Annotated in this window: 15 protein-coding genes, 2 tRNA genes and 1 pseudogene; 13 read left to right on the top strand and 5 right to left on the bottom strand. The window is 67.5% G+C overall.

The genetic code is table 11. The features are described 5' to 3' along the window. Positions 1-414 precede the first annotated feature (414 nt). The 4 genes from ACWDA7_RS34935 to ACWDA7_RS34920 all read left to right on the top strand — a co-directional run bounded on the left by ACWDA7_RS34935 (position 415) and on the right by ACWDA7_RS34920 (position 4495). Positions 415-1035 (top strand): YoaK family protein, encoded by a 621-nt coding sequence (locus ACWDA7_RS34935; protein WP_450609680.1) that lies wholly within the window; start codon positions 415-417, stop codon positions 1033-1035. Positions 1036-1130: 95 nt separating this feature from the next. Then, a complete protein-coding gene (locus ACWDA7_RS34930; protein WP_450609679.1) occupies positions 1131-3080 on the top strand; it encodes an amidohydrolase in 1950 nt (649 codons plus the stop codon). A 56-nt stretch (positions 3081-3136) separates the two neighbouring features. Beyond that, the gene (locus ACWDA7_RS34925; protein WP_450609677.1) at positions 3137-3631 is read left to right on the top strand and encodes a DoxX family protein; all 495 of its coding nucleotides are present in this window, start codon (positions 3137-3139) and stop codon (positions 3629-3631) included. A 360-nt stretch (positions 3632-3991) separates the two neighbouring features. Continuing rightward, positions 3992-4495: a MarR family winged helix-turn-helix transcriptional regulator gene (locus ACWDA7_RS34920; protein WP_450609675.1), complete on the top strand. Its 504-nt coding sequence runs from the start codon at positions 3992-3994 to the stop codon at positions 4493-4495. Positions 4496-4728: 233 nt separating this feature from the next. Here the strand turns inward: ACWDA7_RS34920 and ACWDA7_RS34915 are convergent, their stop codons facing one another. Then, positions 4729-4965 (bottom strand): GntR family transcriptional regulator, encoded by a 237-nt coding sequence (locus ACWDA7_RS34915; protein WP_450609673.1) that lies wholly within the window; start codon positions 4963-4965, stop codon positions 4729-4731. 156 nt (positions 4966-5121) lie between these two features. On the opposite strand from ACWDA7_RS34915, the gene ACWDA7_RS34910 reads away from it, so the two are divergent. Continuing rightward, a complete protein-coding gene (locus ACWDA7_RS34910; RefSeq protein WP_450609671.1) occupies positions 5122-5460 on the top strand; it encodes a hypothetical protein in 339 nt (112 codons plus the stop codon). Positions 5461-5754: 294 nt separating this feature from the next. On the opposite strand, the gene ACWDA7_RS34905 is transcribed toward ACWDA7_RS34910, so the two are convergent. Continuing rightward, positions 5755-5821: transfer RNA gene (locus ACWDA7_RS34905), tRNA-OTHER, on the bottom strand. Between the two features lie 598 nt (positions 5822-6419). Between ACWDA7_RS34905 and ACWDA7_RS34900 the strand changes: the two genes are divergently transcribed. Both ACWDA7_RS34900 and ACWDA7_RS34895 read left to right on the top strand, forming a co-directional pair. Further along, positions 6420-10367: a S8 family serine peptidase gene (locus ACWDA7_RS34900; protein ID WP_450609669.1), complete on the top strand. Its 3948-nt coding sequence runs from the start codon at positions 6420-6422 to the stop codon at positions 10365-10367. A gap of 1268 nt (positions 10368-11635) precedes the next feature. After that, on the top strand, positions 11636-11986 hold the full coding sequence (locus ACWDA7_RS34895) for a hypothetical protein (RefSeq protein WP_450609667.1): 351 nt from the start codon (positions 11636-11638) through the stop codon (positions 11984-11986). A 276-nt stretch (positions 11987-12262) separates the two neighbouring features. Here ACWDA7_RS34895 and ACWDA7_RS34890 read toward each other — a convergent pair whose 3' ends face one another. Further along, positions 12263-14263, bottom strand: coding sequence for a SpoIIE family protein phosphatase (locus ACWDA7_RS34890; RefSeq protein WP_450609665.1), 2001 nt, complete (start codon positions 14261-14263; stop codon positions 12263-12265). 216 nt (positions 14264-14479) lie between these two features. On the opposite strand from ACWDA7_RS34890, the gene ACWDA7_RS34885 reads away from it, so the two are divergent. Then, a complete protein-coding gene (locus tag ACWDA7_RS34885; RefSeq protein WP_450609663.1) occupies positions 14480-15445 on the top strand; it encodes a PP2C family protein-serine/threonine phosphatase in 966 nt (321 codons plus the stop codon). Between the two features lie 477 nt (positions 15446-15922). Here ACWDA7_RS34885 and ACWDA7_RS34880 read toward each other — a convergent pair whose 3' ends face one another. Further along, complete coding sequence (locus ACWDA7_RS34880; protein WP_450609661.1) at positions 15923-17032, bottom strand: PP2C family protein-serine/threonine phosphatase; 1110 nt, start codon at positions 17030-17032, stop codon at positions 15923-15925. 270 nt (positions 17033-17302) lie between these two features. Between ACWDA7_RS34880 and ACWDA7_RS34875 the strand changes: the two genes are divergently transcribed. After that, the gene (locus ACWDA7_RS34875) at positions 17303-18148 is read left to right on the top strand and encodes an LLM class flavin-dependent oxidoreductase (protein WP_450609660.1); all 846 of its coding nucleotides are present in this window, start codon (positions 17303-17305) and stop codon (positions 18146-18148) included. Positions 18149-18222: 74 nt separating this feature from the next. Here the strand turns inward: ACWDA7_RS34875 and ACWDA7_RS34870 are convergent. Beyond that, positions 18223-18623: pseudogene (locus ACWDA7_RS34870) on the bottom strand (hypothetical protein); the annotation flags it as partial. A 733-nt stretch (positions 18624-19356) separates the two neighbouring features. On the opposite strand from ACWDA7_RS34870, the gene ACWDA7_RS34865 reads away from it, so the two are divergent. From ACWDA7_RS34865 to ACWDA7_RS34850, 4 genes are all read left to right on the top strand, one after another. Next, a complete protein-coding gene (locus ACWDA7_RS34865) occupies positions 19357-20715 on the top strand; it encodes a hypothetical protein (protein ID WP_450609658.1) in 1359 nt (452 codons plus the stop codon). A gap of 751 nt (positions 20716-21466) precedes the next feature. Continuing rightward, complete coding sequence (locus tag ACWDA7_RS34860) at positions 21467-22294, top strand: HARBI1 family protein (RefSeq protein ID WP_450609656.1); 828 nt, start codon at positions 21467-21469, stop codon at positions 22292-22294. 524 nt (positions 22295-22818) lie between these two features. Next, positions 22819-24387 carry a DUF7405 family protein gene (locus ACWDA7_RS34855; RefSeq protein WP_450609654.1) on the top strand — a complete coding sequence of 523 codons (1569 nt, stop codon included), beginning with the start codon at positions 22819-22821 and terminating at the stop codon, positions 24385-24387. Positions 24388-24696: 309 nt separating this feature from the next. Then, positions 24697-24755 (top strand) — tRNA-Ser (locus tag ACWDA7_RS34850). Positions 24756-24808 lie beyond the last annotated feature (53 nt).

Below are 24808 nucleotides of genomic sequence, written 5' to 3'. Positions count from 1 at the left end.
GTTCACCGTGACGGCGTTACTCCAGTTGGCCGACCGGGGCAGGGTGGGTCTTGACGATCCCATCGCGAAGTACGTCGACGGGGTGCCGAACGGGGCCCGCTGCCCACGACCCCGCTGCCCACCCAATTCAGGGGGCCAGCTGCGCGGAGGTCCTCGCGCACCGCAGGGGAAACGCCACCCACCGCAGGCAGAGCCGAACTGCGCGCGTGCGACGGTCCGTTGAACGGCCCCGGGACGTGTCGTCCCGTGCAGGACCGAGCATGGCAGTCGTGTCGCCGATCGCCGGTCGGCGGTCATGGACCAAGAGCAACCCGAACCGAATATGGGCCGTGACCCATGGAAACGACAGTGAACCTCAACCATTCCTCAGCGCCCGGCGCGGCGGGTGTCCGTGAGCCGCTGCTGCCGGCCCTGATGACCGCGACGGCGGTGAGCGGCCTCATCGACGCGGTCAGCTACCTGGGCCTGGGGCATGTCTTCACCGCGAACATGACCGGCAATGTGGTCATCATCGGTTTCGCCGCCGCCGGTGTACCCGGCTTCTCGGTGCTCGGCTCGCTGGTGTCGCTGGCCGCCTTCCTGGCCGGTGCGGTACTCGCCGGCCGTCTTAAGACCGTGATGCGCCGTGGCAGTGCGGCGCATTGGCTGCGCCGGATCCTGGTGCTCGAAACGGTGCTGCTGGCCACGGCGACGGCCGTCGCCTTCGTCGCAGGCCATGCGGTCTATGCGCTGATCGCCCTGATCGCATTGGCCATGGGCCTGCGCAACGCCACGGTGCGCAAACTCGCCGTGCCGGATGTGACCACGACGGTGCTCACCCTCACCCTGACCGGCCTGGCCTCGGACTCGAGCCTGGCAGGCGGTACCAATCCGCGTGCCGGCCGCCGGCTGGCCTCGGTGCTGGCGATGCTGACAGGCGCACTGGGGGGAGCCGTGCTCGTGCAGCACACGGGGCTCGGCTGGCCCCTGCTGGCCGCCACGTGCGGTGCCGCCGTCGCCGCCCTGGCCGTGCCGCGCAGCTCATCCGCGGGCTGACTCGACCCCGGCCGCTCGTCCACCGTGCTGCGGCCCCGGCCGGCCGCTTCCCCCATACACAGCTTCTGAGAACCCCCCCACTGGAGATGATTTCCATGGCCACTATGCCTGTGGCTGGCCTTTCCCCCGTCGCCGCCGAGAACGCCGAGAACGCCGAGGCCATGGTGCGCAATGTGCACCTTGGTATCGAGTATCCCGCGGCTCACATCGCGGACGTGGTGGTGCGCAATGCCAAGATCTACACCGGTGACCCGGTGCACCCGCAGGCGAGCGCGGTCGCGATCAAGGACGGCAAGGTCCTGGTGGTCGGCGACGACGCCGACATCCTGCACATGATCGGCACCGACACTCGGGTGGTGGACGCGCTGGGCCGCCGGGTCATCCCCGGTCTGAACGACTCCCACCTGCACGTGATCCGCGGCGGCTTGAACTACGTCCTGGAACTGCGCTGGGACGGTGTCCCCACCCTGCGCCAGGGCCTGGCCATGCTCCGCGAACAGGCCGGGCGCACCCCCAAGGGCCAGTGGGTCCGCGTCGTGGGCGGCTTCTCCGCCGACCAGTTCGCCGAGAAGCGGCTGCCGACCGTCTCCGAACTCAACGCCGCGGCCCCTGACACCCCCGTGTTCGTGCTGAACCTCTACCAGTCGGCGATCATGAACCGGGCCGCGGTCCAGGCGGCCGGCTTCACCAAGGACACCCCCGACCCCCGCGGCGGCCAGATCGTCCGCGGCCCGGGCGGTGAACCCACCGGCATGCTGCTGGCCGCCCCCGGCGCCCTGATCCTGTACTCCACCCTGGCCAAGGCCCCCACCCTGCAGGGCGAGGACCTCAAGACCTCCACCCGCCACTACCTGCGCGAACTCAACCGCTTCGGCCTGACCTCCGCGATCGACGCGGCCGGCGGCTTTCAGAACTTCCCCGACAACTACGGCACCGTCATCGACCTGGCCAAGGCCGGACAGCTCTCCCTGCGCATCGCCTACCACCTCTTCCCCCAGACCGGAGGTCAGGAGATCGCCGACCTCAAACGCTGGATCGGCATGGTCCGCCCCGGCGACGGCGACGAATGGCTGCGCCTGAACGGCGCGGGCGAGAACCTGACCTGGGCCGCCGCCGACTTCGAGAACTTCACCCAGCCCCGCCCGGAACTCGGCCCCTACGAAGCCGAGTTCGAGCAGGCCGTGCGGCTGCTGATGGAGAACGGCTGGGGCTTTCGCCTGCACGCCACCTACGACGAGACCATCCGCCGCGACCTCACCGTCTTCGAGAAACTCGCCGCCGAGGGCCTCTTCCCCGCCGGCAACCGCTGGCTGTTCGACCACGCCGAGACCGTCTCCCGCGACAGCCTGGACCGCATCGCCGCCCTCGGCGGCGCCCTCTCCGTCCAGAACCGGATGTCCTTCCAGGGCGAGGCGTTCGTGCGCCGCTACGGCGCCGGCGCGGCCGCCGAGGCCCCGCCGATCCGCGCCATGCTGGAGCGCGGCCTGACCGTCGGCGCCGGCACCGACGCCACCCGCGTCTCCTCCTACAACCCCTGGGTCGCCCTGCACTGGCTGGTGGCCGGCCGCACCGTCGGCGACCTGACCCTCTACCCGCCGGACAACCGCGTCAGCCGGGAGAAGGCGCTTCAGATGTACACCCAGGCCGGCGCCCAGCTCACCGGCGAACAGGACGTCAAGGGCATCCTCGCCCCCGGCTACTACGGCGACCTGGCCATCCTCTCCGACGACTACTTCACCGTCCCCGAACCCGACATCCCGCACATCGAGGCGCTGCTCACCGTCGTCGGCGGCCGCATCGTCTACGCCACCGGCGAGTACGAGGGCCTGGACGAGCAGCTCCCGCCCATCAGCCCGGCCTGGAGCCCCATCGCCCATTACGGCGGCTACCAGGTCACCGCCAAGCCCAGCATCTCCGGCGCCCGCCAGGCCGAACTGCTCGGCCAGGTGGTCGCCGAGTCCGAACAGCACCGGCAGTGGCGCGCCGCCCGCGGCTTCACCCCCGAGGCCGCGCCCGAGATCTTCGACGCCTGCTTCGTGCTGTAACGCACCGCAACCGAGCGCTGTCGCACCACCACCCACCCACGCTTGAGGAGAGTGTGATGAACACCGGACTGCTCATCCTGAGACTGGCCGTCGGCCTGTTGCTGGCCGGGCATGGGATCCAGAAGGTCAGCCACCGCCTGGGCGGCCACGGGATCGAGGGCGGAGCGGCAGAGTTCCAAGCGGACGGGTTCCGCGGCGGCCGGCTCACCGCGGCCGCCGCGGGAGGTGGGCAGATCGCCGCGGGCCTGCTGCTCATCGCAGGAGCGCTCACCCCCCTGGCGGCCACCATCGCAGCGGGAGTCATGACGGTCGCCACCACCGTGAAGTGGCGCAACGGGCTCTGGGTGCAGCACGACGGCTACGAATACCCGCTCGTGCTGATCATCCTGCCGGCCGTACTGACGCTCACCGGACCCGGCCGCTGGTCGGTCGACCAGGCCCTCGGGCTGCTTCCCTGGGCCCCCTGGTGGACAGCCGCGGCCGTCCTGGGGGGCGTCGGCAGCGGACTGTTGACCCGCGCCGTCCTCGCACGGCCGGGCCTTCGTGGCTAAAGGGTCCTGACGAAGCCGTCGGACGTGGCGGTGGGTGATCAGGCAGACGGCGAGGCCGAGGAGCGCTTCGTGGATGTCGTCGCGTCGCTCCCACAGATGCGCGGGCCGCGGAAGCCATGTAGCCGGGAGATGGTGCGCTCGGCGACCCAGCGGAAGACGCCCAGGCCGGAGCCGTGTGGCTGGCCCAGATCACCTGTCACGGGGCGGACAACACGCTGCCCGAGCACGCGTCGTCTGCGCACGCACGGGTGCCGGTTAGCAACGGAAGTGCCAAAAGGGGTGGCTTTGTTGCGGGAGTAGGTGACCACTGCCGGCTGGTGACGCAGAGCGGTGCGGCATCGACCAATTCAAGGAGTCCCTGTGGAGAGAATCGAATCGGCCGGCCTCGACCCGCAGCAGCCTGTGCGCGCCTTCAGCAGTGCGGCACGCTGGATCACCGAGCAGGTCGGGCAGGAATTTCGACGCGAGAGCGGCATGTGGCAGATCCACTATGAAATGCTTTCTTGGCTGTCGGAAGCTCCTGAGGGGCAACTGCGCCTGACCAAGTTGGCTCGGCGAATGGGGATATCGACAAGCAGGCTCTCCCATCTGGTGGACCGTGCACGGGAGCACGACTGGGTGGAGCGCGTACCGGATCCTGTCGACCGTCGTATCGTCCTCGCCAGGCTGACCGGCGCAGGAAAAGATGCCTTGCAGGCGGCAGCTCCCCTCCAACTCGCATGTGTGCGCTCTCGCTTCCTCGATCGTCTCACCCCTGCCCAGCTGGAGCAGCTGCGTGAGATCAGTGACGCACTCGTCGGGCCGGTCGATCAACAGGGTGAGGGCGGCAGCACAGGGTCGGGACACACGGGCAGGGCGGCCTGACGTTGCGTCCCTTGGCCGTAGCAGCCGGCCACCACGTGCTCATCGCCGGATCCGGCGCCCGCCAAGCTCGCCCTCACCATCGTGCAACGGAACTGGTCGTTCAGGCTGAACCGAAGGCACGCCTGTGCCGTTGCCCCTGCCGGTGAGCAGGGGTCGGCCGGGCCGAGCGGGCCAGGGTTCTGCAGGGTTGAAGTCAGTCGTCGACGGCGGGCCTTGCAGCCCTCGGCACTTGGCTACGCCCGCTCGGCAACAAACGAGCCGAGGCCTCGCACGGTGTAGATGACGCCCTCTTCCCGCAGGTTGGCCAAGACCTTCTGAGCGGTGTCGACAGCGACGCCGGTCTCATTGACCAGCTGCTGCACGGAGGGCACGCGGGACCGGGGCGGGTAGGTGCCGTCGGCGATCCGCTGCCGGATTACGTCGGCGATCTGCTCCCACTTCGGCCTGTCCTCTGCCCACTCGTCAATCACGAGTGCACCGTAGGCATGCGCCCCCATGGCTCGCGATCGGTAGAAGTTGGCTATATAGGGGAGGCGCATTACCCCATAGGAGTAGTTCGGGACCAGTGGACCCCCGCGGCCTGGCAGGGCCCGGGGGCGTGGCCAACCTGATGAGAGCAGGTCAGCATGAAAGAGGCTACCGACACCGCCCCCACATGGGGGAGGGCTGCGGTCCCGCTTCCCGGCGTGGGTGACCTGGGCGAGCAGCAGCAGCGCGGCGCCGCGTGCGTATGGTGCGGGACTTCCCTCACTGCAGAGACGGCCGTCGACCTCGGCGAGCGGCGGATAAGGGTCCTTGACAGCCACGTCACGGTGTTCCCCCGCGGCTGCGGCCCCTGCACTGCCGAGGCCGCGCTGCGATCCCTGCACGACCACGCGCCCGGCTGCGATCTGTGCGTCGCCGAAGCCGGCAGCTGCGACGTCGGCGTGGCGCTGCGCCGCCTTATGCGGGAGGCCCGGCGATGAAGATCTGCGCACGCTGCGACAAGCCGATCAAGGGCAAGCCGGTCAAGTGGGACCACGTCTCTGCATCGGCCGGCGGGATCACGGTGTACGTCTGCCCAGTGCCGTGCAGGCCTGCGACGCCGCGGCGGACCACCTCGTCCGGCGCCGGACACTGAAGTCCCCCAACGCGCGTACGAGCGGGGCGCGTCGGGAAGGGCGGCCGCGACGGCAGCAAGACCGCGGCAGCCCTGTACTTTTCTCATCCCACGAGATCCCGCAGCCGGACGCCTATCGCGTCGGCGATGCGGATCCGCGTGCCCCCGGCAGGATTCGAACCTGCGACCTGATCCGCGGCCGTTCCGCCACCGCGCGCACGCACGGCGTCTTCGACACCCTGACCGAAGCCGGTGTGCGCTCCTGGGCGACAAGGAACACCAGGGTGCCGACGGCACCGTCCGCTGGCCCTGCCGCGACCCCTGGGAGACGGAAAACGCTCCGCCGGACTGCCTCAACCCGACCATTGCGAACTCAGTTTGAAAAAGGGTCAGCTACTAGCCAGGACGCCAGTGGTCAATGTTTCCGATCACTGCCTACACCCATGACTGCAGTCACTTGGAACACTTCTATCCCCAAGATCTTGTGGCCCGATCCCATCTCCGGAACCTTGCGATCCATGTCTCTCGGGCGGCCCCGCTTTGCTCTGCGGTGCGTTGGCCCGACCTGCAGGAGGTTCCTCCATGAATCGTGTCCATAGACCGGGGAGGCGGCTCAGCACCGCCCTTCTCGCAGTCATGGCCACCAGTGCTGCCATGCTCTCTATGACATCTGCGGCGGCTGTCTCCGACTCTGCGTCCCTTTCTCCGGCTCCGGTCTCGAGCGGGTCTTCGGCCTCCGTCGCACCTGCTGTCAAGACGCCGCTGGGCAAGGGCCTTTCAGCTCAGCAGCCCCAGCAGCGCACCGGCAAGGTGCCCGGTCAGGTCGTGGTGACCCTGGCTGCGGGCACCTCGGTCACCGGGAAGCCGCTGGCCGGGCACCAGTTGTCGGCATTGAGTCCGCAAACGGACAACGCGACTGTGAACTCCGTCTTGCGTGCGGTCGGCGCCAAGACGATGCGTGCCGTCGTCCCGGAACTGTCCCAGTCTTCCGGGACCGCGCTCCGCAACAATGCCGCCTCCTCACCGGCCACCGGCTCCGCTCTGTCGCGTACCTATGTGCTCCAGACGACGGACCGCGACTCCGATGCGGTGGCGAAGAAACTGCGCACGACGCGTGGTGTCGCGTACGCCGAGCCGGACCGTTATGTCAATACGCTCGACACCCCGAGCCGGCCGCTGCCCGCGTCCGTGCTCAAGGCGGCGGCAGCGCAGGCTCAGGCGAGGCCGTCGGATGCGACACGGACCAGCTCTGACTCCAGCGGGATTCCGACGAACTACGCATTGGCCGATTCCGCTCAAGCCCTGCTCAACGCCGGAGGGGTCAACGCGACGGGCGCCTTCGCGACGCTGAAGGGCAAGTTCGGGCAGGAGCCGGGGGTCGGCGAGGTCATCACCAACGTGTCCATCGGAGACCTGGTGGACCAGTCGATGCTGGACGGCAGTAACGCGAAAGCTGTCAGCAGCGGGGCCACCACCATCCTCAAGGATGGTCAGCGCTACCTCGACCTGCCGTCGATGCCGCTCATCCCGACCTATGTGTCCAATGGACAGGGCGGCCTCAGTGGCTCCGCCGCGGTCCAGGGTGAGGACCCCGGGCTGGGCGAGGCTTTGCTGGACTTCAGCGTCATGAGCCCGCTGCCGCATGACCTGCAGCGGCCCGGCCGAGAAGGGAGCGGCTACACCGATCTGCTCGGCATCGCGCCCGGGGCCAAGTACCGTCTCGTGGTCCCGCAGACCCCGACGACCGACCAGATAGCCTCCGCCCTCATGGCGGCGGCCAACCAGTCACCCCGCCCGAACGTGATCACCGCCAGCCTCGGTTTCGGTACTGACACCCTCGGCTTCGCGGGACGTTACCTGGAGGACGACCCGGTCATCCGCGCCGTCGTCGAGCACATCGTCAAGCAAGACGGCATCACGGTGGTCATCTCCTCCAACGACGGCACCCGCCTGTTCACCTCGGCGGCGGTGGGCCCGGACGGTGGCAGCACACCCACCGACCTGGCTGCCGACGACGCCGCGGCCACGAACCTCGACGACATTCAGGTGTCGTCGGTGCCTTCACGGGACCCGGACACCGGCGCCATCGCCGCCGGCGGCACCACCCTGGACGACACGCTCGCCGGCCCGGCGGGCAGCCCCACCGTGGCGGAGACCCGCATCAGCGGCTTCGGCACGTTCTCATCCGGCTTCGGCAGCCGCATCAACCTCTCCGCGCCCAGCGACAACATCCCCTCGTTCGTCCACCCCGTCGAGACGAGATTCGCTCCTGCCGGTGGCCCCTCGGACGTGCAGGTGGTCCTCAACGGCGGCACGTCCGCGTCCGCTCCGGAGATCGCCGCAGCGGCGGCCGTGGTGCTGCAGGCGTCCCGCCTGGCCGGACACCACCTGACGCCCGCCGATGTCCGCGACCTGCTCGAGCGCACCGGGCGACCGGTCGCCAGCCCGCAGCAGATCGACCGGACTGTGCATGTGGGACCGCAGATCGACGTCACGGCAGCCACCCAGGCAGCTCTCGGTGACAAGCTCAAGGCCAAGCCCGCCGTGGTGCGGCTGTCGGTCGCGCACCGGGTGACCCGTGGCAGCCTCGGCGGGATGTTCACGGAGACGACCGATCCGCAGCGTATCGACCTCGGCAACCCCGCCTCCGGCGGCAACGGCGAGGGCCTGGTGGGTCCGGTCACCTTCGCCGGCGACGTGACGGGCTTGCCCAGCAAGGCGGCTGCCCAGTACCGGCTCACCGAAGGCTCCACGGTGTGGCGGTCCAGCACCCCGGCCATCCGCGTGACCCCGCGTCAGCTGCTCGCCGCGGCCGGTCTGCCGGTCGTGTCCACGAGTGACCGCAGCGTCAAGCTCCGCTACGACGTCCTGATCAAGGGGCACGTGGTGGCGAGCGCGTCCCGTACGGTTGCCATCGGAGCCAGCGACGGCACTTACGGAGAGGCCCAGGCGCCGACGGCGCCCGCGGTCGCCCCGCTCGGACGTCCGGTCACCGTGCACTACGACCTCAGGGGCGTCTACGGTGTGTCCGACCCCGCCATCGCCGTGTCCGGTGTTGGCCACTGGAATCCGGCTCTCGGGCCGATCTTCTACCCGGCCTGGACGAAGTCGGTGACGGCCACTTCCGGCAGCCTCACCATTCCGGCGAGCGCCTTCCACGGCGGTGCCGGACTCTACGGCATCGGCATCATCCAGAACTCCGTCAACCTTGCGGACAACGTCTACGCGGAGTTCACTTCGATCCGCATCGGCACCGCCACCGCCACCGCCCGTCCGGCTGCACCGCTGCTCACCGACGCGAGCGGTGCAGCCGGCCACAGCGCCACCGTCGACCGTGCCAACCCGGTCCTCGGCCTCGGGTACGACGTCAGCGCCGTCCATGGTGCGGTCGCCGCCGAAGTCGAGTTCTCCGCGCCCGGTCCGGCGAGATCAGGCAACCGGTACAACACGTTTGACAACCCCAACGGGTCCCAGGTGGACAATGACGGCATCAACACGCCGTCCACCCTCCACCAGACGCTGCCCGGGACCTCGGGCACGGCCCGTCTCGACGTCCTGAAGCTGGGGCTGCCCCTGTCCGAGCTGTACAACGTGCGCGTGCTCGCCCTGGACAGCGACCACCACGTCGTCGGGCAGGCATCTCCGAGCGCGGAGTTGGAGGCCGATGACGGGCTCGTTCCGGACGGCGCCCGGGTGGTCGACTTCGCCTTCGCCGGCAAGGACTCGCTGGTCTCCCTGACGAGCCGGGACGGTGCGGCCATGGTGAAGCCGTACGACCCGGCGACCGGCACCTACGGGGCCGCCCTGACCGTGGACCGCACCTACGGGGCGACCTACGCGGTGATCGGGGCGTCGGCTACCACCCACCGGGCCCTCGTGGCGCACCAGGCCGAGCCGAAGGGCGACGTCGACCTGCAGGTCTGGGACACGGCGAGCCGGACGATGGTCACCCAGCAGACACTGTCCGCATCCGATTACACCTTCGTGAACGGCCGGCTCGATTCCGCCCGGAACCGAGGCGTCGTTCTGCTCCACCGGACGTCCGACGATGTCTACGTCCTGCTGCCGATCAGTCTGACGACCGGCGCATCCTCCCCGGAGATTCCCGTCCCGGTCTCCGGCGCGGGAGTCACCGATCCGGGCGCTGCCCGCATCCAGTATTCGCAGATGGCCGTCGACCCCAAGGACGGCACGGTCGTCGTGCTGCCCACGGGTAACCGGCTCTGTTCGGGCAGCGTGTCCGCACCTCGCGTCGACCTCGATTCCGGCACCGCCACTCTGGCTGGGGACACCTCCCGGTGCAGTAAGGGCGTCGCGATCGATGATGCGGGCAACGCCTACAACGCGTCGAACTCGTCACGGAGCACAAAGCTGCCCGCTCCCAGCGTGATCACCAAGATCGACCCCACGGACTCGTCCGATCCGGTCACGGTCCGCCAGGACCCGGGTCTCGAATTCACCCTTGACGGTGGGCGCGACCTCGCCTTCGAGAAGTTCGTCGGGCCCGATGGCGTTCACGTCTACGGGCTTCCGACGCTGGTCTTCAACAACGACGCGATGGGGCAGATGGACGTCATGGACCTCACGACCGGCGAGCGTGTGGAGACGATCAACGGCGACTACACGTACTCCGACGGCAGCCCGCTGATGGCCTTCCCGGGGCTCATCGCGCCTATCTTCCAGGACGGACAGTCCATTCAGCTGGACCCCGCCACCCGCACGGGATACACGATCGGCATCAACCGCCAGGAGATCCAGCAGTTCTCCTACTGATGGTGAGCTGACCACCGTCAGGCGCCGGGGGCGAGGAACGGCCGTCCGTCCTTCGCCCGCGGCTGGCACTTTCACGCATTCCACAGAGCCTCCGACGTCCACCTCTTCGCCATCACCCCGGACACCCTGACCGAAGGGACACGACAGGCAGGCGGACCAAGTTTGGAAGAGTGGGTATGCGAATGGCGGCCTACCTGGCAAGGCTCTGACCTCGCGGGAGCGCCTGTGACGCCGCTGTTCCCCGTGAGTCCTCGGCAGATCCCGCGGCATCGGGCACGCGAGGGGCACGCGGGGGCTACCCGACCTGTCCAGCAGTTCCCCCCCGGCGCAGTCCGAGGCACAGCGCGAGCACGTAGGCAGCGCCTAGCCGGTCGTCGTAGACGTCGGCCAGAAGCCTTTTCGCCTCAGCGGCGGACAGGCCGCGGCCGACGCGGTAGCGCGGTGTCTGCACCTGGAGTGATGGCCCGTATGTCCGTAGCCACGACGGCAAGCCTTACCGCTGCCCAATGAACGTAGAGCCCAGCCAGAGGATGAGCCGCGACGAGGCAATACCCCTCGTCCAACGCCTCCTGACCAGCAACACAGCCGACGAGGCGCAAGCCTCTGAACTCCTGGCCGCCCTGGAACACGGACTGGGATGCGATGAGTTCCAGCACGGTCCCGGGTCTTCAGGTACATCCACCTTCCGCGCGCGAATTTGGAGGCACCTTGAAACTCTTGCTTACGTCAGGCGGCGTAACGAACCCAAGCATCCACTCGGCGCTCGTGCAGCTTCTCGGCAAGCCGATCGCCGAGTGCCACGCCCTCTGCGTCCCGACAGCACAGTGGGGTCACCCGATGTGCGGTCCGACATCGGTGCGGGGCCTCGTAGCCGCCGAGCCCACGGGGCAGCACCTGACCGGCCTGGGTTGGGCGTCGCTCGGTGTGCTCGAGCTCACCGCACTGCCCACCATCGGCGCGGAGCGCGCGGGGTGCTCCCATCCCGTACACCATCGGCCCAGGCAGAGTGGAGCAGACGCGGCCCATGGCGTCCAGTCGTTCGTACAGTGGCGCGCTCCACCTGGACGCCATGAACCACGCCCGCTCCACGGTGTGTGGGTCGACGGCGTACGGGACGGGAGCTCGGGGGTGGTTACTGCCGGAGGCCACAACTTGTGTGCATGGGGTCCCCGCCGATGAGATGGGGTTCTATCCTGAACCGGCTGTGGGGGGCGACATATGAGCGGAGTTTGCAAGTGATTTGGGGTTTTATTGCTCTGGCTCTGTTAGTGGCGCTGGCTGTCCGGTTCGTCGTGGTGGCCGTCCGGCTCTGGGGGCATCCCGAGCGCGCTCCCGATGCCGCGCGATCGTTCAGTGTGAGAGGGGCGCCGGGATGGATCCTCTTACGTGGCGTCGTGGTCGTTGCGGCCAACTTCGTTTTCATGGCGATCATGGTGATCGCGCTAGCCGTGGGACTCGCAGTCACGGCAACACGGAACTCGGCCGAGCCTTGGTTGTGGATTTCGGCAGTGGCAATCGGCGGCATGATGCTCTGCTGGCTGCTGATCATCCTGATCGGGATCTTCAACAGGCCCCGTTTTCTGCTGGTCCCCTACCTCAGAGACAAGCGGCGACTGTGATGCCGGTGGCCTGCTTGGCGATCACTCCTGAAGGGCTGGCAGCAAATCTGTCAAGACGGAGCCAGTCAGCTGACACCAACTGCTGACACCAACAGCGGCGTACAGGGGCGGACGAGAGCGGCCCCCAGCGGTCATCCCACCCGCGCCGAGCTAGGCTCCCTCCGACTTCCAGGGGGTCCGTGATCGACCTGATAAGGATGAGGCTAGATCTCAAAGCCTGTCCAAGCGTGGGCGTCGTCATCGACCGATTGACGGCGCCCCGTCGGCTTGACGCCGTCACATACGTCGGATGACCAGTACGGCCACGTCGTCGAGGTGGTCCACCGCGACCGCGGCCTCGAGGATGCGGTCGGCGGTCTCCTCGGCGTTCAGCCCCTCGTGGATGGCCTGGGCGGCCAGTGTTCCGGCTCGCTCCAGTCCGGCGTCCAATGTGAGGCCCGGTCCTTCGACCACGCCGTCGGTGACCATGACCAGCGCACTGCCCTCGTCGAGGGTGAGGGTTTCCTCGCGGTAGTCGGTGTCGGGCAGGATTCCGAGGACCGGCCCGCCCGGCAGTTCGTGGATGCTGTGGCTGCCGTCCTTGTGCGCGTACAGCAACGGCACATGGCCCGCGCTGGCGCCGGTGACCTGTCCGTCGCGCGGGTCGAGATGCAGCATGGTGCAGCTGGCGAAGCGTGCCGCGCCCATCGTGACGAGCAGCTTGTTGGTGCGCGTCAGCACGGTTGCCGGATCCGGTTCATTGGCGGCGATCGCGCGCATGGAGGCGCGTACCTGTCCCATGGCTGCGGCAGCGTCCACGTCGTGTCCTTGGGCGTCGCCGATCTCCATGGCGACGGTGCCGTCGGGCAGCACGAAGGCGTCGTACCAGTCCCCGCCGATGTCCAGCCCGTCGCGGCTGGGCCGGTAGCGGGCGGCGACCTCCAGGCCCGCCAGGTGCTCGGGCAGCGTGGGAAGCATGCTCTGCTGCAGCGCCGTGGCCAGCTCGCATCGTGCCTGCTGCAACCTGATACGCCGCAGTGCCTGGCCTGCCAAATCGGCCAGCGTACCCATGAGGGTCCGCTCGTCCAAGGACGGCCGGTGTCCGCTGCCGTAGGTGACCAGCCATCCCCCGAGGGGTGGATTGCCGGCCTCGCTGAGGGGGGTGATGGAGACCGTGTAATCGAAGCCGAGTCCGACGAGGTGCGGAAATCCGACCCCATGCGGCCAGCGGCGCCTGCAGTCCTCCCGGTCGGTGACGAACTGCGGCTTACCGGTGCGGATCGCCTCGCACAGCGCGTTCGGATGGTCCAGCCGCAGGCCGTGGAGGACGTCGACCTCGCATGGGGTTATCCCGGCGTCGGTGGAGACGTGCAGGCGGCCTTCGTCGACGAGTGCGAGCAGGGCGCCGCTGGCGCCGAAGGTCGCGGCGAGCCGGGTCAGGACGACCTGCTGCAGCTCCTGCTCCGTGGCTGCACTGATCAAGGCGGAGGAGAAGTCGGCGATCTCCTTTGCGCGCTGTCGCTCGGCAGCCAGCGCGGCCTGCGCCTTCTTCTTGCGTTTCTCCTGTTTGGTGTCGTCGCGGACCACCCCAAAAATCTGCTCGGGGCCGCCGTACCCCAGTTGGATCCGACGGGTCTGGACGGTCAGGTGGTGCCAGCCGTCGTGCGGGGTGAGGTACCGCAACCCGACCCACGGGGACTGAGCGGCGGGCGGGCGCAGAAGCCCCGCAAGGGACGCCTGGTCCTCCGGGTGCACCGCCGAGATCACTGTAGAGAGGTAGGTATTGGGATCCGGGAGGGTCGCGGCCAGGGCGGGTGCGCCACCGAGCCACTCCAATCGGCGCTCATGGGCTGAATACATCCACAGGCCGAGGTCGGCGGCCTCGGCGGCCAGCCGGAACGGGATCAACAGGCTCGCCAGGTCGTTGCGCGCATCCAGTGCGTGCACCCAGACCAGCTGCTCGTCACCGGCGGAATCCTTCACCGGCCGCGCCTCGATCAAGCAGGCAACGGGTGGTGCTCCACCTTGCCCGGGAAATTCCATTATCCGCATGGCGACCGTCTTCGACCTGGCCACGTGGACCACAAGATTCTCGGCCGACACCCGTTGGCTCGCGGGCCACAGATCACCGAAGTCACGTCCCAGGCACTGCTCCGCCGGCCTGCCCAGCGCGGTGGCCATCGCAGCATTGAGGCTGCGGATGGCACCGTCCAGCGTCAGCAGCGCCGCCGGATCAGCCCCTCGAAGGAGTTTGTCCGAGGCGTCGCGGCCCTCCCTAGCGTTCCACTTGGTGTTCATGACGAGTCCCGTGGGTGTCGGAAATAGGACGCCAACCAGGGTGTGACGGGTCTCTCATATGTGTCCAATGCCAATATATGCGGCATTCCATGAGTTCATTGCATGGATGCTGCCTGGATGCAGATATCGGGCATTTTCGGCACAACGTGATGGTAAGCGCTGACATCGCGGGCGGCGTAGCGACTTTGGCCGGGAGCTGCTTTGGCGCGAGTGATCATGGCCCCTTACGCTGGCCCGCGGATCGGGCGCGCCCGGCTCGGCTTCGACTATGCCACCTCCATCACTCCTCTCAGCGAGACCGGCAGTCAGCCACTTGGGGCGTGGATGGTGTTCTACGACAGGGGATATCGGCCGTCGTTGGACGAGGAGACCCTCATGGGTACCCTGGCCGACCTGGCCGGTCAGGCACTGGGGCGCATCAGGTTGCAGCAGGCACGGGTCGAGCTCGCCGGGGCGGTGCAGCAGGCCATGCTCCCCACGCTGCCCGAGCATCTCCCGGGCCTCGAGGTCGCCGGCCGCTACCGACCGAGCCAGGACGGGCTGGATATCGGCGGAGACTGGTACGACGCCTTCGTGATGCCCGACGGCACGGTCGCGATGGAGATCGGCGACGCCCAAGGACATGACGTGGACGCCGCCGCAGCCATGGGACAGGTGCGCGCCTCGATGCGTGCAATCGCCGCTCGTGAAGCGGATCCCGCAGCCGTGCTGACGTGCACCAACGAGCTGCTCGTCACGATGGACGCGGCACGCTTCGCCAGCTGCACCATGCTGCATCTCGACCCGTGCGACGGACGGGTCACCGGCGCCAGCGCGGGCCACGTGCCGGTGCCGTACGCGCACAAGGACGGCAGCCACAGCATCCGCGAGCTGCCGGGCGGACCGGTCCTGGGAGTCGTGCCCGACACCGACTACCCCGAGGAGACCTTCACCCTGGACAAGGACAGCGCCCTGGTCATGGTCACCGACGGCGTGGTCGAAGGACCGGGCCTGACGCTGGACGCCGGACTGGAGCGAGCCGGAACACTGGCCGGCGCGGCCCTCCACGACGGACTGGACGCCGAGGCGACCGCCGACCGCATCCTCGACGCCGCGGTCGCGGTGGGCCATGCCGACGACGTAGCCGTACTGGTCATCCGACGCGGAGAACGCACAGTCAGGGGCCATCGCCGGGCCGCATGAAGTCAGCCAACGGTACATGCCTGGCTTCGCGAACTGCGGCTGCGCCAGGCAACTGTGCCCGCTGCGTGCCCGTTCCATGATCACTCGCACCAAAGCAGCTCCCGGCCAAAGTCGTTCCGCCGACCGCGTGGCCATGTGTCCGCCTCGGAGCTTGAAAGTGCCCTGCGAGCGGGAGTCACGATCCCGCAGGGCGCTGATGCTGCCACTGGCATCGCTGAAATGCTCATAGGCATGAGCCTGCCGGCGCGCGTCACGAAAGGCTCTCGTAGCCGCCGCTTCGATTCGCTGCCCTTCCGGACTCGAAACCGTCCGGCGCCGTTCACGGCGCACCAGCACGATCATTGCGGCCGCCACGATGGACACGATGCCGTGAGGGGTGTCCCAAGCCGTCCCCAGCTCGTCCACAGAACGAAGAACGGCGGTGACTTCACTGTCGTCAACGAGGTCTGGCCGAGCACGCGGAATGGGCGGGCTGGGTCATAGGCGCACGATGACCAGGGCGGTGTCGTCGGTGGCGTCACCGGGTGGAAGAAGGTCGCTGAGCACGGCGTCGGCGAGGGTCTCGGGGTCGGCTGCCCGGTGGCGGGTCAGGGAGTCGGCGAGCCGGGCGAGGCCGGCGTCGATGTCTTCGCGGCGGCGTTCGATGAGGCCGTCGGTGTAGAGCACGAGGACGGCGCCCTCGTGGAAGGCCGCGACGGCCTGGATCCGGGGGACGTGTTCAGGGCGGGCGCCCAGTGGGGGGTCGGTGGCCTGGTCCAGGAACTCGACGGTCCCGTCCCTGTGCAGGAGTGCCGGTGGGGGGTGGCCGGCGCTGCTGTAGGTGATGGTGCGGGTGTCCCAGTCGATGAATGTCGTGGCCACGGTGGTGTTCTCGGCGCCGTCGATGGTGCGGGCGTACAGCCCGAGGACGTCCAGGGCACGGGCGGGGCCTTCGGCGACGAGGCAGGCGGCACTGAGGGCGCTGCGCAGTTGTCCCATCACGCCGGCCGCGGGCAGGCCGTGGCCGACAACGTCGCCGACGGCGACGGCGATGCGGTCGCCGGGCAGGTCGACCAGGTCGTACCAGTCACCGGCCACGTTCAGCGCTTCAGCGGCGGGCCGGTAGCGTACGGCCGCCGGATGGCGGCCGACCGGGCGGGGAGCGGGCAGCATGGCTTCTTGCAAGGTCAGCGCGACTTCACGGGCTCGGAGGAGCTCGGTGACGTCCTCCACCCGGTGCAGCAGCAGCGCCAGCCGCCCGTCAGGGCCGAAGACGGGAATGTTGGTCAGGTTCAAATACCGTTCGTGCCGTACCCCGGGCTGGTCGGGGTCCTCCATGTCGTAGCGCTGCAGCGCTACGGTGTCGCGCTCACCGGTATCCGCCACCCGGCGTATTGACGCCAAGACTTTGAGCAGGAGAGGCGCGGCGGGGTCGTTTTCGGCGCGGTCCGCCGGCAGGAACCGACCGATCACTTGCTCGCGGGGGAGGCCCCGAATGCGCAAGAACTCCGCGTTGGCGTCCGCGTAGACCAGCTCCGGGGTCAGCAGTGCCACCGCCCCGGGGAGGGCCCGGAACACCGCCGTGTAGTCGACCTCCGGCTCCGTCATGACGTTCCTGCCTTGCCGCCGTCGTGTTTCTTTTTCACGATACGAGCGGAGAGTCACAACTTGCCCCCTAGGCGTCCCAGCCCTGAGTCCTGCCGCATGCGAACGCACGAGCGATTAATGCAACCTGGTAACCGTGGCTCGGCGCGCCGATCGCGCCCATATGGGACAACCTGAGCGTGCACAAAGTCACCCGGCTGCAAGCGTTCACGGACACCCACGACCACGACGGAGCCCGGGCGTCCTTCCCTGGCCCAAGAGGAGCACGACGCCATGGACATCGGCATCGGACTACCAGTACTGTGTCCCGACCCGGGTCTGTCGATCGTGGACTGGGCGAGACGCGCCGAGGTGCGCGGCTTCTCCACGCTTGGCTGTACCGACCGCCTTGTCTACGACAACTACGAGCCTCTGACCGCGCTGGCCGTCGCCGCCGGAGCCGCCTCCCGCATCCGGCTGACCACGGGCATCCTGCTGGCCCCGTTGCGCGCCAACCACGTACTGTTCGCCAAGTCCGTCGCCACGCTCGACCGCCTGTCCGGCGGCCGTCTCGTGCTGGGCCTCGCGCCCGGCGCCCGGGAGGACGACTACAAGGCAGGCCAGCTCAATTTCCAGCGCCGCGGCAAGCTGTTCGACTCACTGCTCGAAACGGCCACCCGGCAGTGGCAAAGCCACGACGGTATCGGGCCTCGCCCGGCCACGCCTGGCGGCCCCCAACTGCTGTTCGGCGGGTTCACCAAGACCGCCCTGCGGCGAATGGTCACCTACGGTCGCGGCTGGATCGGCGGAGCCCAGGGGGTGGAGAACTTCCGCTCCCTCCTCCCGGGGGTCAGGCAGGCGTGGCAGGACGCGGGCAAGGCGGGTGAGCCCCGCCTGGTCGCGACCGCGCACTTCGCGCTGGGGCCAGGCGCAGAGAAACGCCTGCACAACAGTCTTGCGAGTTACTACACCTCGGGTACCTACATCCGCGAAAGCATCGAAGCGGGTCTGGCCACGCCCGAAAATGTCGCCCGCGAGGTCGCTGCCTATGGCGAGGCAGGCTGTGACGAACTCATTCTCTTCCCCCACGGCGGCGGCCTGGAGCAGGTGGACCTGCTCGCCGACGTGGTAGGGCTGTGACATTCCCGCTAGGGCGCGTATCCAGTCACGATCTATAGGCCCTGTCCGTCTTCCTAGATAAGTTGACCACTGACCTGCGGGCTGTCGGCTGCCTGTCCGGCGGTCAGGATGAACACCAGCGGGCGGCACTTCCGGTCGGCGGCGAGGTGGACCTTGCTGGTCTGCCCGCCCCTGGAGCGTCCAAGCAGGGCGGCCTTCAGCCGGAGCTTGCGGCGGCGCCAGGCGCGTCGACGCTCTTCCCGCTCGGGGTCACCTGAGGTGTCCGGACCGCTTTATTCTTCGAGGGCGCCCCCTTTGACCTAACCTTCTCCTCCTCTGCGGCACCCTTCTCCAGCGCGGTGAGGACGTCCTCGTCCAGGTGCATCCCGGCAGCGTCGTGGTGAGCCCGCGCGGTGGTGGAGTCGATACTGACCAGGGACAGGTCCACCTCGCCCCGCTTCGCGGCTTCCGCGATCAGATCTTTTGCACGTGCGCTGACCTCAACGCCACCGGGCTTTTTGTTCGCTTCACGCTGCGTGGCGGGGATCGGGCAAGACGCCGGCCAAAACTGCTCCGTCGCCCGCGCGGGCTACTGCCCTGTGTGGCTGCGATCGCAGTTGTGGTCGGCCCGTCGTGAACCATCGTGAACCCGTTGGGCGTACACCGCGCGAAGTCTGAACGGCGGTGCAGTTGCCTGCCGTTCGCCGACGGACGGGCCGTCCGAGTGAAAACCTCCGGCCGAGGTGAGCATGTCGAAAGTGTCCGTTAGATTCCTTTATGGCTCGACGATGATTCGGACGACCGGCGTCAAGCGTCATCGGTCGTGCGCTCGGGGACGCATGGTCGCGTTCGGGAGAGGTGACCTCGGCGCCACGATGACAGGCGTTGCTCTCGCCAGTGGCCGTTGATGAATGCAGCGACCAGTTCCTGCCGCAACCTCTCGCGCCACGCGGCACAGCCCCCACAGCACAGTCCTCACGAGTCAAGCGCCGGTGGCAGCTTGCGACGCGGGCTATCCACCGGCGACGTGACCACAAGGAGTGAACATGGGTATAAGACCCAGCTTTGCCCGGGCGTTCGTGGCGGCGGTCGTGTATGCGTCCATCGCCGCTTGCACGACGTCCGGGACGCAGGAATCTGCGTCCTCGCACCTGGGTCCGGTGCCGGCCCCCACAGTGGGGTCGACCGCCAGCCCCTCAGTGCCGGGCACGCTGATCCAAGCTCCGGCGTTGCCCGGGGCGCAGCCGATCTCGGGGAACGACCGGGTGTACACCGCCGACCAATCCTCCAACACGGTCAGTGTCATCAATCCGGCGACGAACACGGTGCTGGGCACGATCGCTCTGGGCAAGCCGCGGTTGGAGCCCAGCGCGGACGTGCTGGGGGCCATGTACGACGGGGAGATCGACGTGCACGGCCTGGGCTTCTCCCGGGACGGAAAGTGGCTCGACGTGATCGACGTGACCACCAACGCCGTCCATATCATCGACACCGCAACCAACAAAGTAGTGCGCACCATATACGTCGGCCGGGCGCCGCACGAGGGATTCTTCTCGCCGGACGGCACGCGGCTGTGGGTGGCGGTGCGCGGCCAGGACTACATCTCGGTGCTCGACTGGCGGGCCGGCAAGGAGGTCGACCGGATCTACAGCGAAGACGGGCCGTCGAAGCTGGTCTTCAGCCCCGACGGCAAACTCGCCTACGTCAACCACCTGCGCGCCTCGAGGCTGGACATGATCGATGTCGCCTCCCGCCGGATCATCAAGCGCCTGCCGATCCCAGAACAGGCGGGTGGGTCCTCCGACGAGGCCATCTCACCCGACGGCCGGGACATCTGGCTCGGCATGCCCACCAACGGCCGGACCACCGCTGTGGTCAATGCACAAACCTTCCGTGTGGAGGCGGTGCTGAACACAGGACCGCGCACCAACCACCCCAACTTCGTCACCGTCGGCGGCGTCGACTACGCCTACATGACCGTGGGCGGACTGGACGAGACCTTGGTGTACCGCCGATCGAAAACCGGGGCGCCACCCACGCTGGTGAAGACCATCCACAACAACGGCCACGGCCCCCACGGCATCTGGCCGAGCCCCGACAACACCAGGATCTACGTCGCCCTGCAGAACTCCGACGCGGTCGACGTCATCGACACACACACGAACTCGGTGATCAAGACCCTCCCCATCGGCCAGTCGCCCATGGCGCTGGTGTACGTCGCCCGCAACACTCCGGCCACCAGCACCAACAACCTGGGCCGGCAGGGTCTGGGCATGCACACACAGAACCTCCCCCTGCGCGTCACCGGTAGCTCCGGCGAGGGCACGGCCCTGATCCGGGCACTCCCAGGCATCAACGAAGTCACCATCGGAGCCACTGGGCTGCCACCCAACCAGATGTTCACCGCCTACGCCAGCGACGGCACCCGCACGACAGCGCTCATGACGATGATGAGTAACGAGTTCGGCAGGATCGACGAAGGCCTGTCCTATTCCTACTTCTTCGCCAACCACTACACCTCCGTCATCCTCAAACCGGGAACTCCACCCGGCGAGCACGAGCCAGGCCCGGCCATGCCCATGGCATGACGGACCGAAGACGCAGGGCGGCGCAGTCGGTCCGGTCAGCGCGTGATCGGTGACCGTGGCTGCGACCCGGACGGCTTCCGCAGCACCGACCGCCTGACACCGTGTGGTACGGCATCCAACGGCAGGCTGCGACATTCCATCAGCTCGACGTCGTGGCAGAGGGCGAGGTGCTGGCCAATGCCCGGTCTCACTTCTGGTCTCATTCGCACGCGTACATCCCGAACGACTGAACCGTATGCCCGTCCCGCTACCCGCCAGACCGGGGAATGGCAGGGAACGATTGGTATCAACGGGTGATGCCGCAACGATGGCCTCTGGCCGATACGGCTGGTCAGAGGCCATCCACCTGCACGCTTGTGTGTTCCCTCCGCTGTGTGGGAGGTGCTGAATAGCAGGTCGGTGCGGGCTGACGTGGTTTCAGGTTCACTGGTTCGGTCGTTGCCTGGTCGGCGTAGTGCTTTTCCTCGAATTCGATGGGCTGAGGTAGCGATCCGTTTCTGGATGCGACGGGGATCGTAGAAGCCGTCGATCTATTCAAAGAGCGCGAGGTTCGTCTCGGCCCGGACGGCGAAGACGAGGCCGTGGACGCACTCGGTCTTGACCAGTCAGTGAGCCTTTCCCGGTAACCGGTCGTCGCTCGCTGTGATCGCTGGGCTGTGCTGCGTGCCCCTGCTGTGCCCAAGTCCGGGCAACCGTAAGGCCCCTGGTAGGAACGATCTTGCGACAGAAAGATCCGACCGAGGGGCCTCACGTGTCGACCAGTGTCACATACACCGCCGTGCTCGATGTCCGCCGATCCACTGCCGAATATCTGGCCCGGCTGCTGCGCGACCACCGCGCCGTGATCGGCACCCGCCGGGGACGGCGTGCGCTGGGCTGCTTCCGGCAGGCCGTGCTCATCCTGCGCTGGTTCCTCGACGGCACCCGCCTGGCGCAACTCGCCCGTGACAACGGCCTGTCGTCCTCCACCGCCTACCGGTACCTGCACGAAGGACTGGCCGTCCTGGCGGCCGGGGCGCCGGATCTGCACACCGCGCTGGAGCGGGCGAAGGCAGCGGGGCTGACCCATCTGAACCTGGACGGCACCGTGGTCCGCACCGATCGCGTCGCGGCCCCCGGCCCCAACGGCGCGGACCTGTGGTGGTCCGGGAAGCACCGCCATCACGGCGGGAACGTGCAGGTCATCTCCACCCCGGACGGCTGGCCGATCTGGGTCTCGCCGGTCCGCCCGGGCCGCGAGCACGACACCACCTGTGCTCGCCAGCACGGCCTGCTCGACGCGCTCAATCGTGTCGCGGCGGAGCTGGGCGTGCCGACCCTGGTCGACCTCGGGTACGAGAACGCCGGAGACGGCTTCCGCCACCCGGTCAAGAAGCCCGCGGGCGGCGAGCTCACCGAGGCCCAGCAGACCTACAACAAGGTCATCCGAGGCGTCCACGGCGTGTGCGAACGGGCCAACTCCCTGCTCAAGACCACTTTCAAGGCCCTGCGACGGGTCAGTCTGGATCCCAGCCGCATCACCCAGATCGCCGCCGCGGCCCTCGTCCTGCTCCAGCTCGAGTACGACCGAACCATCTGAACGATCACACAACGTCATGATCCATTACCGGGAAAGACTCAGTATCCACAGGTGTTCCGCCAGGGCGTTGTCGAACGAGTGCCCCACCGAGCCCATTGACTCCTGGATTCGGCTTCGACCAGGCGTGTGGTGAGCTTGATGGACGTGTACTGCCCGGGTTCAAGGAATCGTCGCAACACTGTCTGTCAGCGAGTCTTGGGTGAGCGGATAAGTTCATGAGCCGCACCAGATTGGTATTGGCTTCAATGACCCAGGACGCCGCGTGTTGGCTTCAATGACCCAGGCCGCGTGTGGTTATATCGCGACAGCGAAGGTGATGACGATGGCAACTGGCCAGCACACCCACCGTCATCGGCTATCTGGCGGCACGTGCGCAAGGCCGTATCGGCGCTGCGAACCCCGCATCGTGAGCAGACCCTTATGGCGAAGACGTGGTAGCAGGCTAATCGGGGGACGGTCCTCAGCGACGGCGCTCACCCAGTCCTCACCCTCGGACATCTACTCCACAGTGGGGATTACGTTTCATGTCAGATAGCAGCGAAAATGCGCGTGCGGGACGATCACACGGGAACTTGAGTAGGCGACGCCTGCTTCAAGGGACAGCGGGTGCCTTCGGTGCCGCTCTAGCATCCGCCGGCATCTATGAGCTGATCGACAGCATTGCAAAACCACCGGACCGGCCCGCTGCCGGCGCCGACAGCCCGACCGTCCAGGAACAATATATCCTGCAGAACGAGCAGGTGGTCATGGTCGATGGCTCGGGCGTGAAGAGCAGCAATGGCACGATTGCGGTCCGGGTGCCGGCCCTGCACGATCATGTCATTACCGCAAGGCTGAATGTGCTGGCGAATGCTAAGGCGTTGCAGGAGGCGCAGCACCACCTCGAGTCCGCCCTCCTGGGTCTGGAACGCCAATTTCCGCCCACTCCCACAGGAGTGGCCACCACGGTGGCCTGGGGACTTCCCTACTTCCACCACTACATCCCAACCCTGGGCAAGACGTCGGGCTTCTTCAAGGCGGGAACGCGTTACCCAGAGTATCTGCCGGTCGATTTGGTGACTTCCAAGACGGAGGGCCATACCGTATATGCGCTGCAGGAGGCCAGGACGTTCCCTAGCGACCAGCCCCCGCCTGGCTTCGGGCCGGTCCGCTTGGAACAGAATGACGTGGCCGTGCTACTCCGCAGTGACTCGCTCGACAATATCAAGGCAGCCCAAAACGTCCTCTTCGGGTCTGGAAGCAACCAGGCGGGCAGCCTGTTCAAGGTGACGAGTATCCGCTACGGCTTCTCCGGGGGCGGTTTCTACGGGCAACAGGGCCTGCCGAGCAAGCTGGCGCTGGCAGCTAAAATTCCCGGTGCACAGTCGATTCCTCGACAGGCGCAGGGCTTCCTCGGCTTCGCCACTACCCTGGACTCGAATATGGGACCCGGCGTCATCGCCAATCTGGAGACCCTGCCTGGCCTCACCGATCAGTGGCCCAACGGTTACTTCAAACAGGGGACCACCATGCATCTCTCGCACCTGTTTCAAGATCTGGTGACCTGGTACGAACAGAACTTCCCTCAGTACGCGGATCGCGTCCAGGCGATGCTCCAGCCCGGCCTCTCGCCCGCGCCCGCCCCGGGTACGCTTGCCCTCCAACCGCCAGGTCAAAGTGAGGCCGAAGTAGCGCAAGGGGTCCAGCGCTACCACGCCTACGGCCACACTGGGAGCATGTCGCAGGTGGACAGCACCACATCACCGACGACCAGCAACTATGGGAAGGCCTACCCTACGGGGACGACCATCCCAGTGCGCGGCGATTTCGACACGCTGGACAATCCATTCCATTACACATCCGATCCGGCGGCAGACCACTACAGCGAGAAGAAAGCGGCAGGGTTGCACTTCATTTCGTTCCAGCCGACGATTGGAATCTTCAATCGCGTTCGGCTCTCGATGGATGGCCACTATCCCGATATGACACTCCCCGTCGCACCGCGCAGCCCCCACGCCGGCATCAACTCGGTCCTGCACACGACCCACCGGCAGAACTATCTGGTTCCACCACGTCGCCATCGGTCCTTCCCGCTCGCCGAGTTCCTTGTATGACACGGAGCCGCGCGCCGCGTGGGAGTGTCTAATTAACGACACACCCCCGCCAGCGCGCCCAGCACTGGGGCTAACCCTGCATCCATGCGGGATGGTTTGGCAGGTCCGAACTGGCCGGGACCTCATTTGGCTAACCTCAACTCAAAGAAACTCGCGGCACTGTGCGAGGCGGAGCCGAGCCGTGGAGTTCAACGTGGGCCACAGCGTTGAGTGTTCCGCTGACATCCAACACTGACATCAACGACCACGGACGGCGGCGACAATCGGCAGCCGCGTACGGCCCCGATGCGCAAGGAGAGCCCGGACCACGCCGGGCTCGGGTCGAACTTGTAAAGCGAAGGTCGTCGGTTCGAATCCGACAGGGGGCTCCCTTTCCCAGCAGTACCAACGCCCCGGACCATGATCGGTCCGGGGCGTTTGA

It is taken from the genome of Streptomyces sp. NPDC001156 (genome assembly GCF_053598275.1).
Note: the sequence above shows the minus strand (reverse complement) of the source record. Positions and strands in the feature narration are given on the sequence as shown.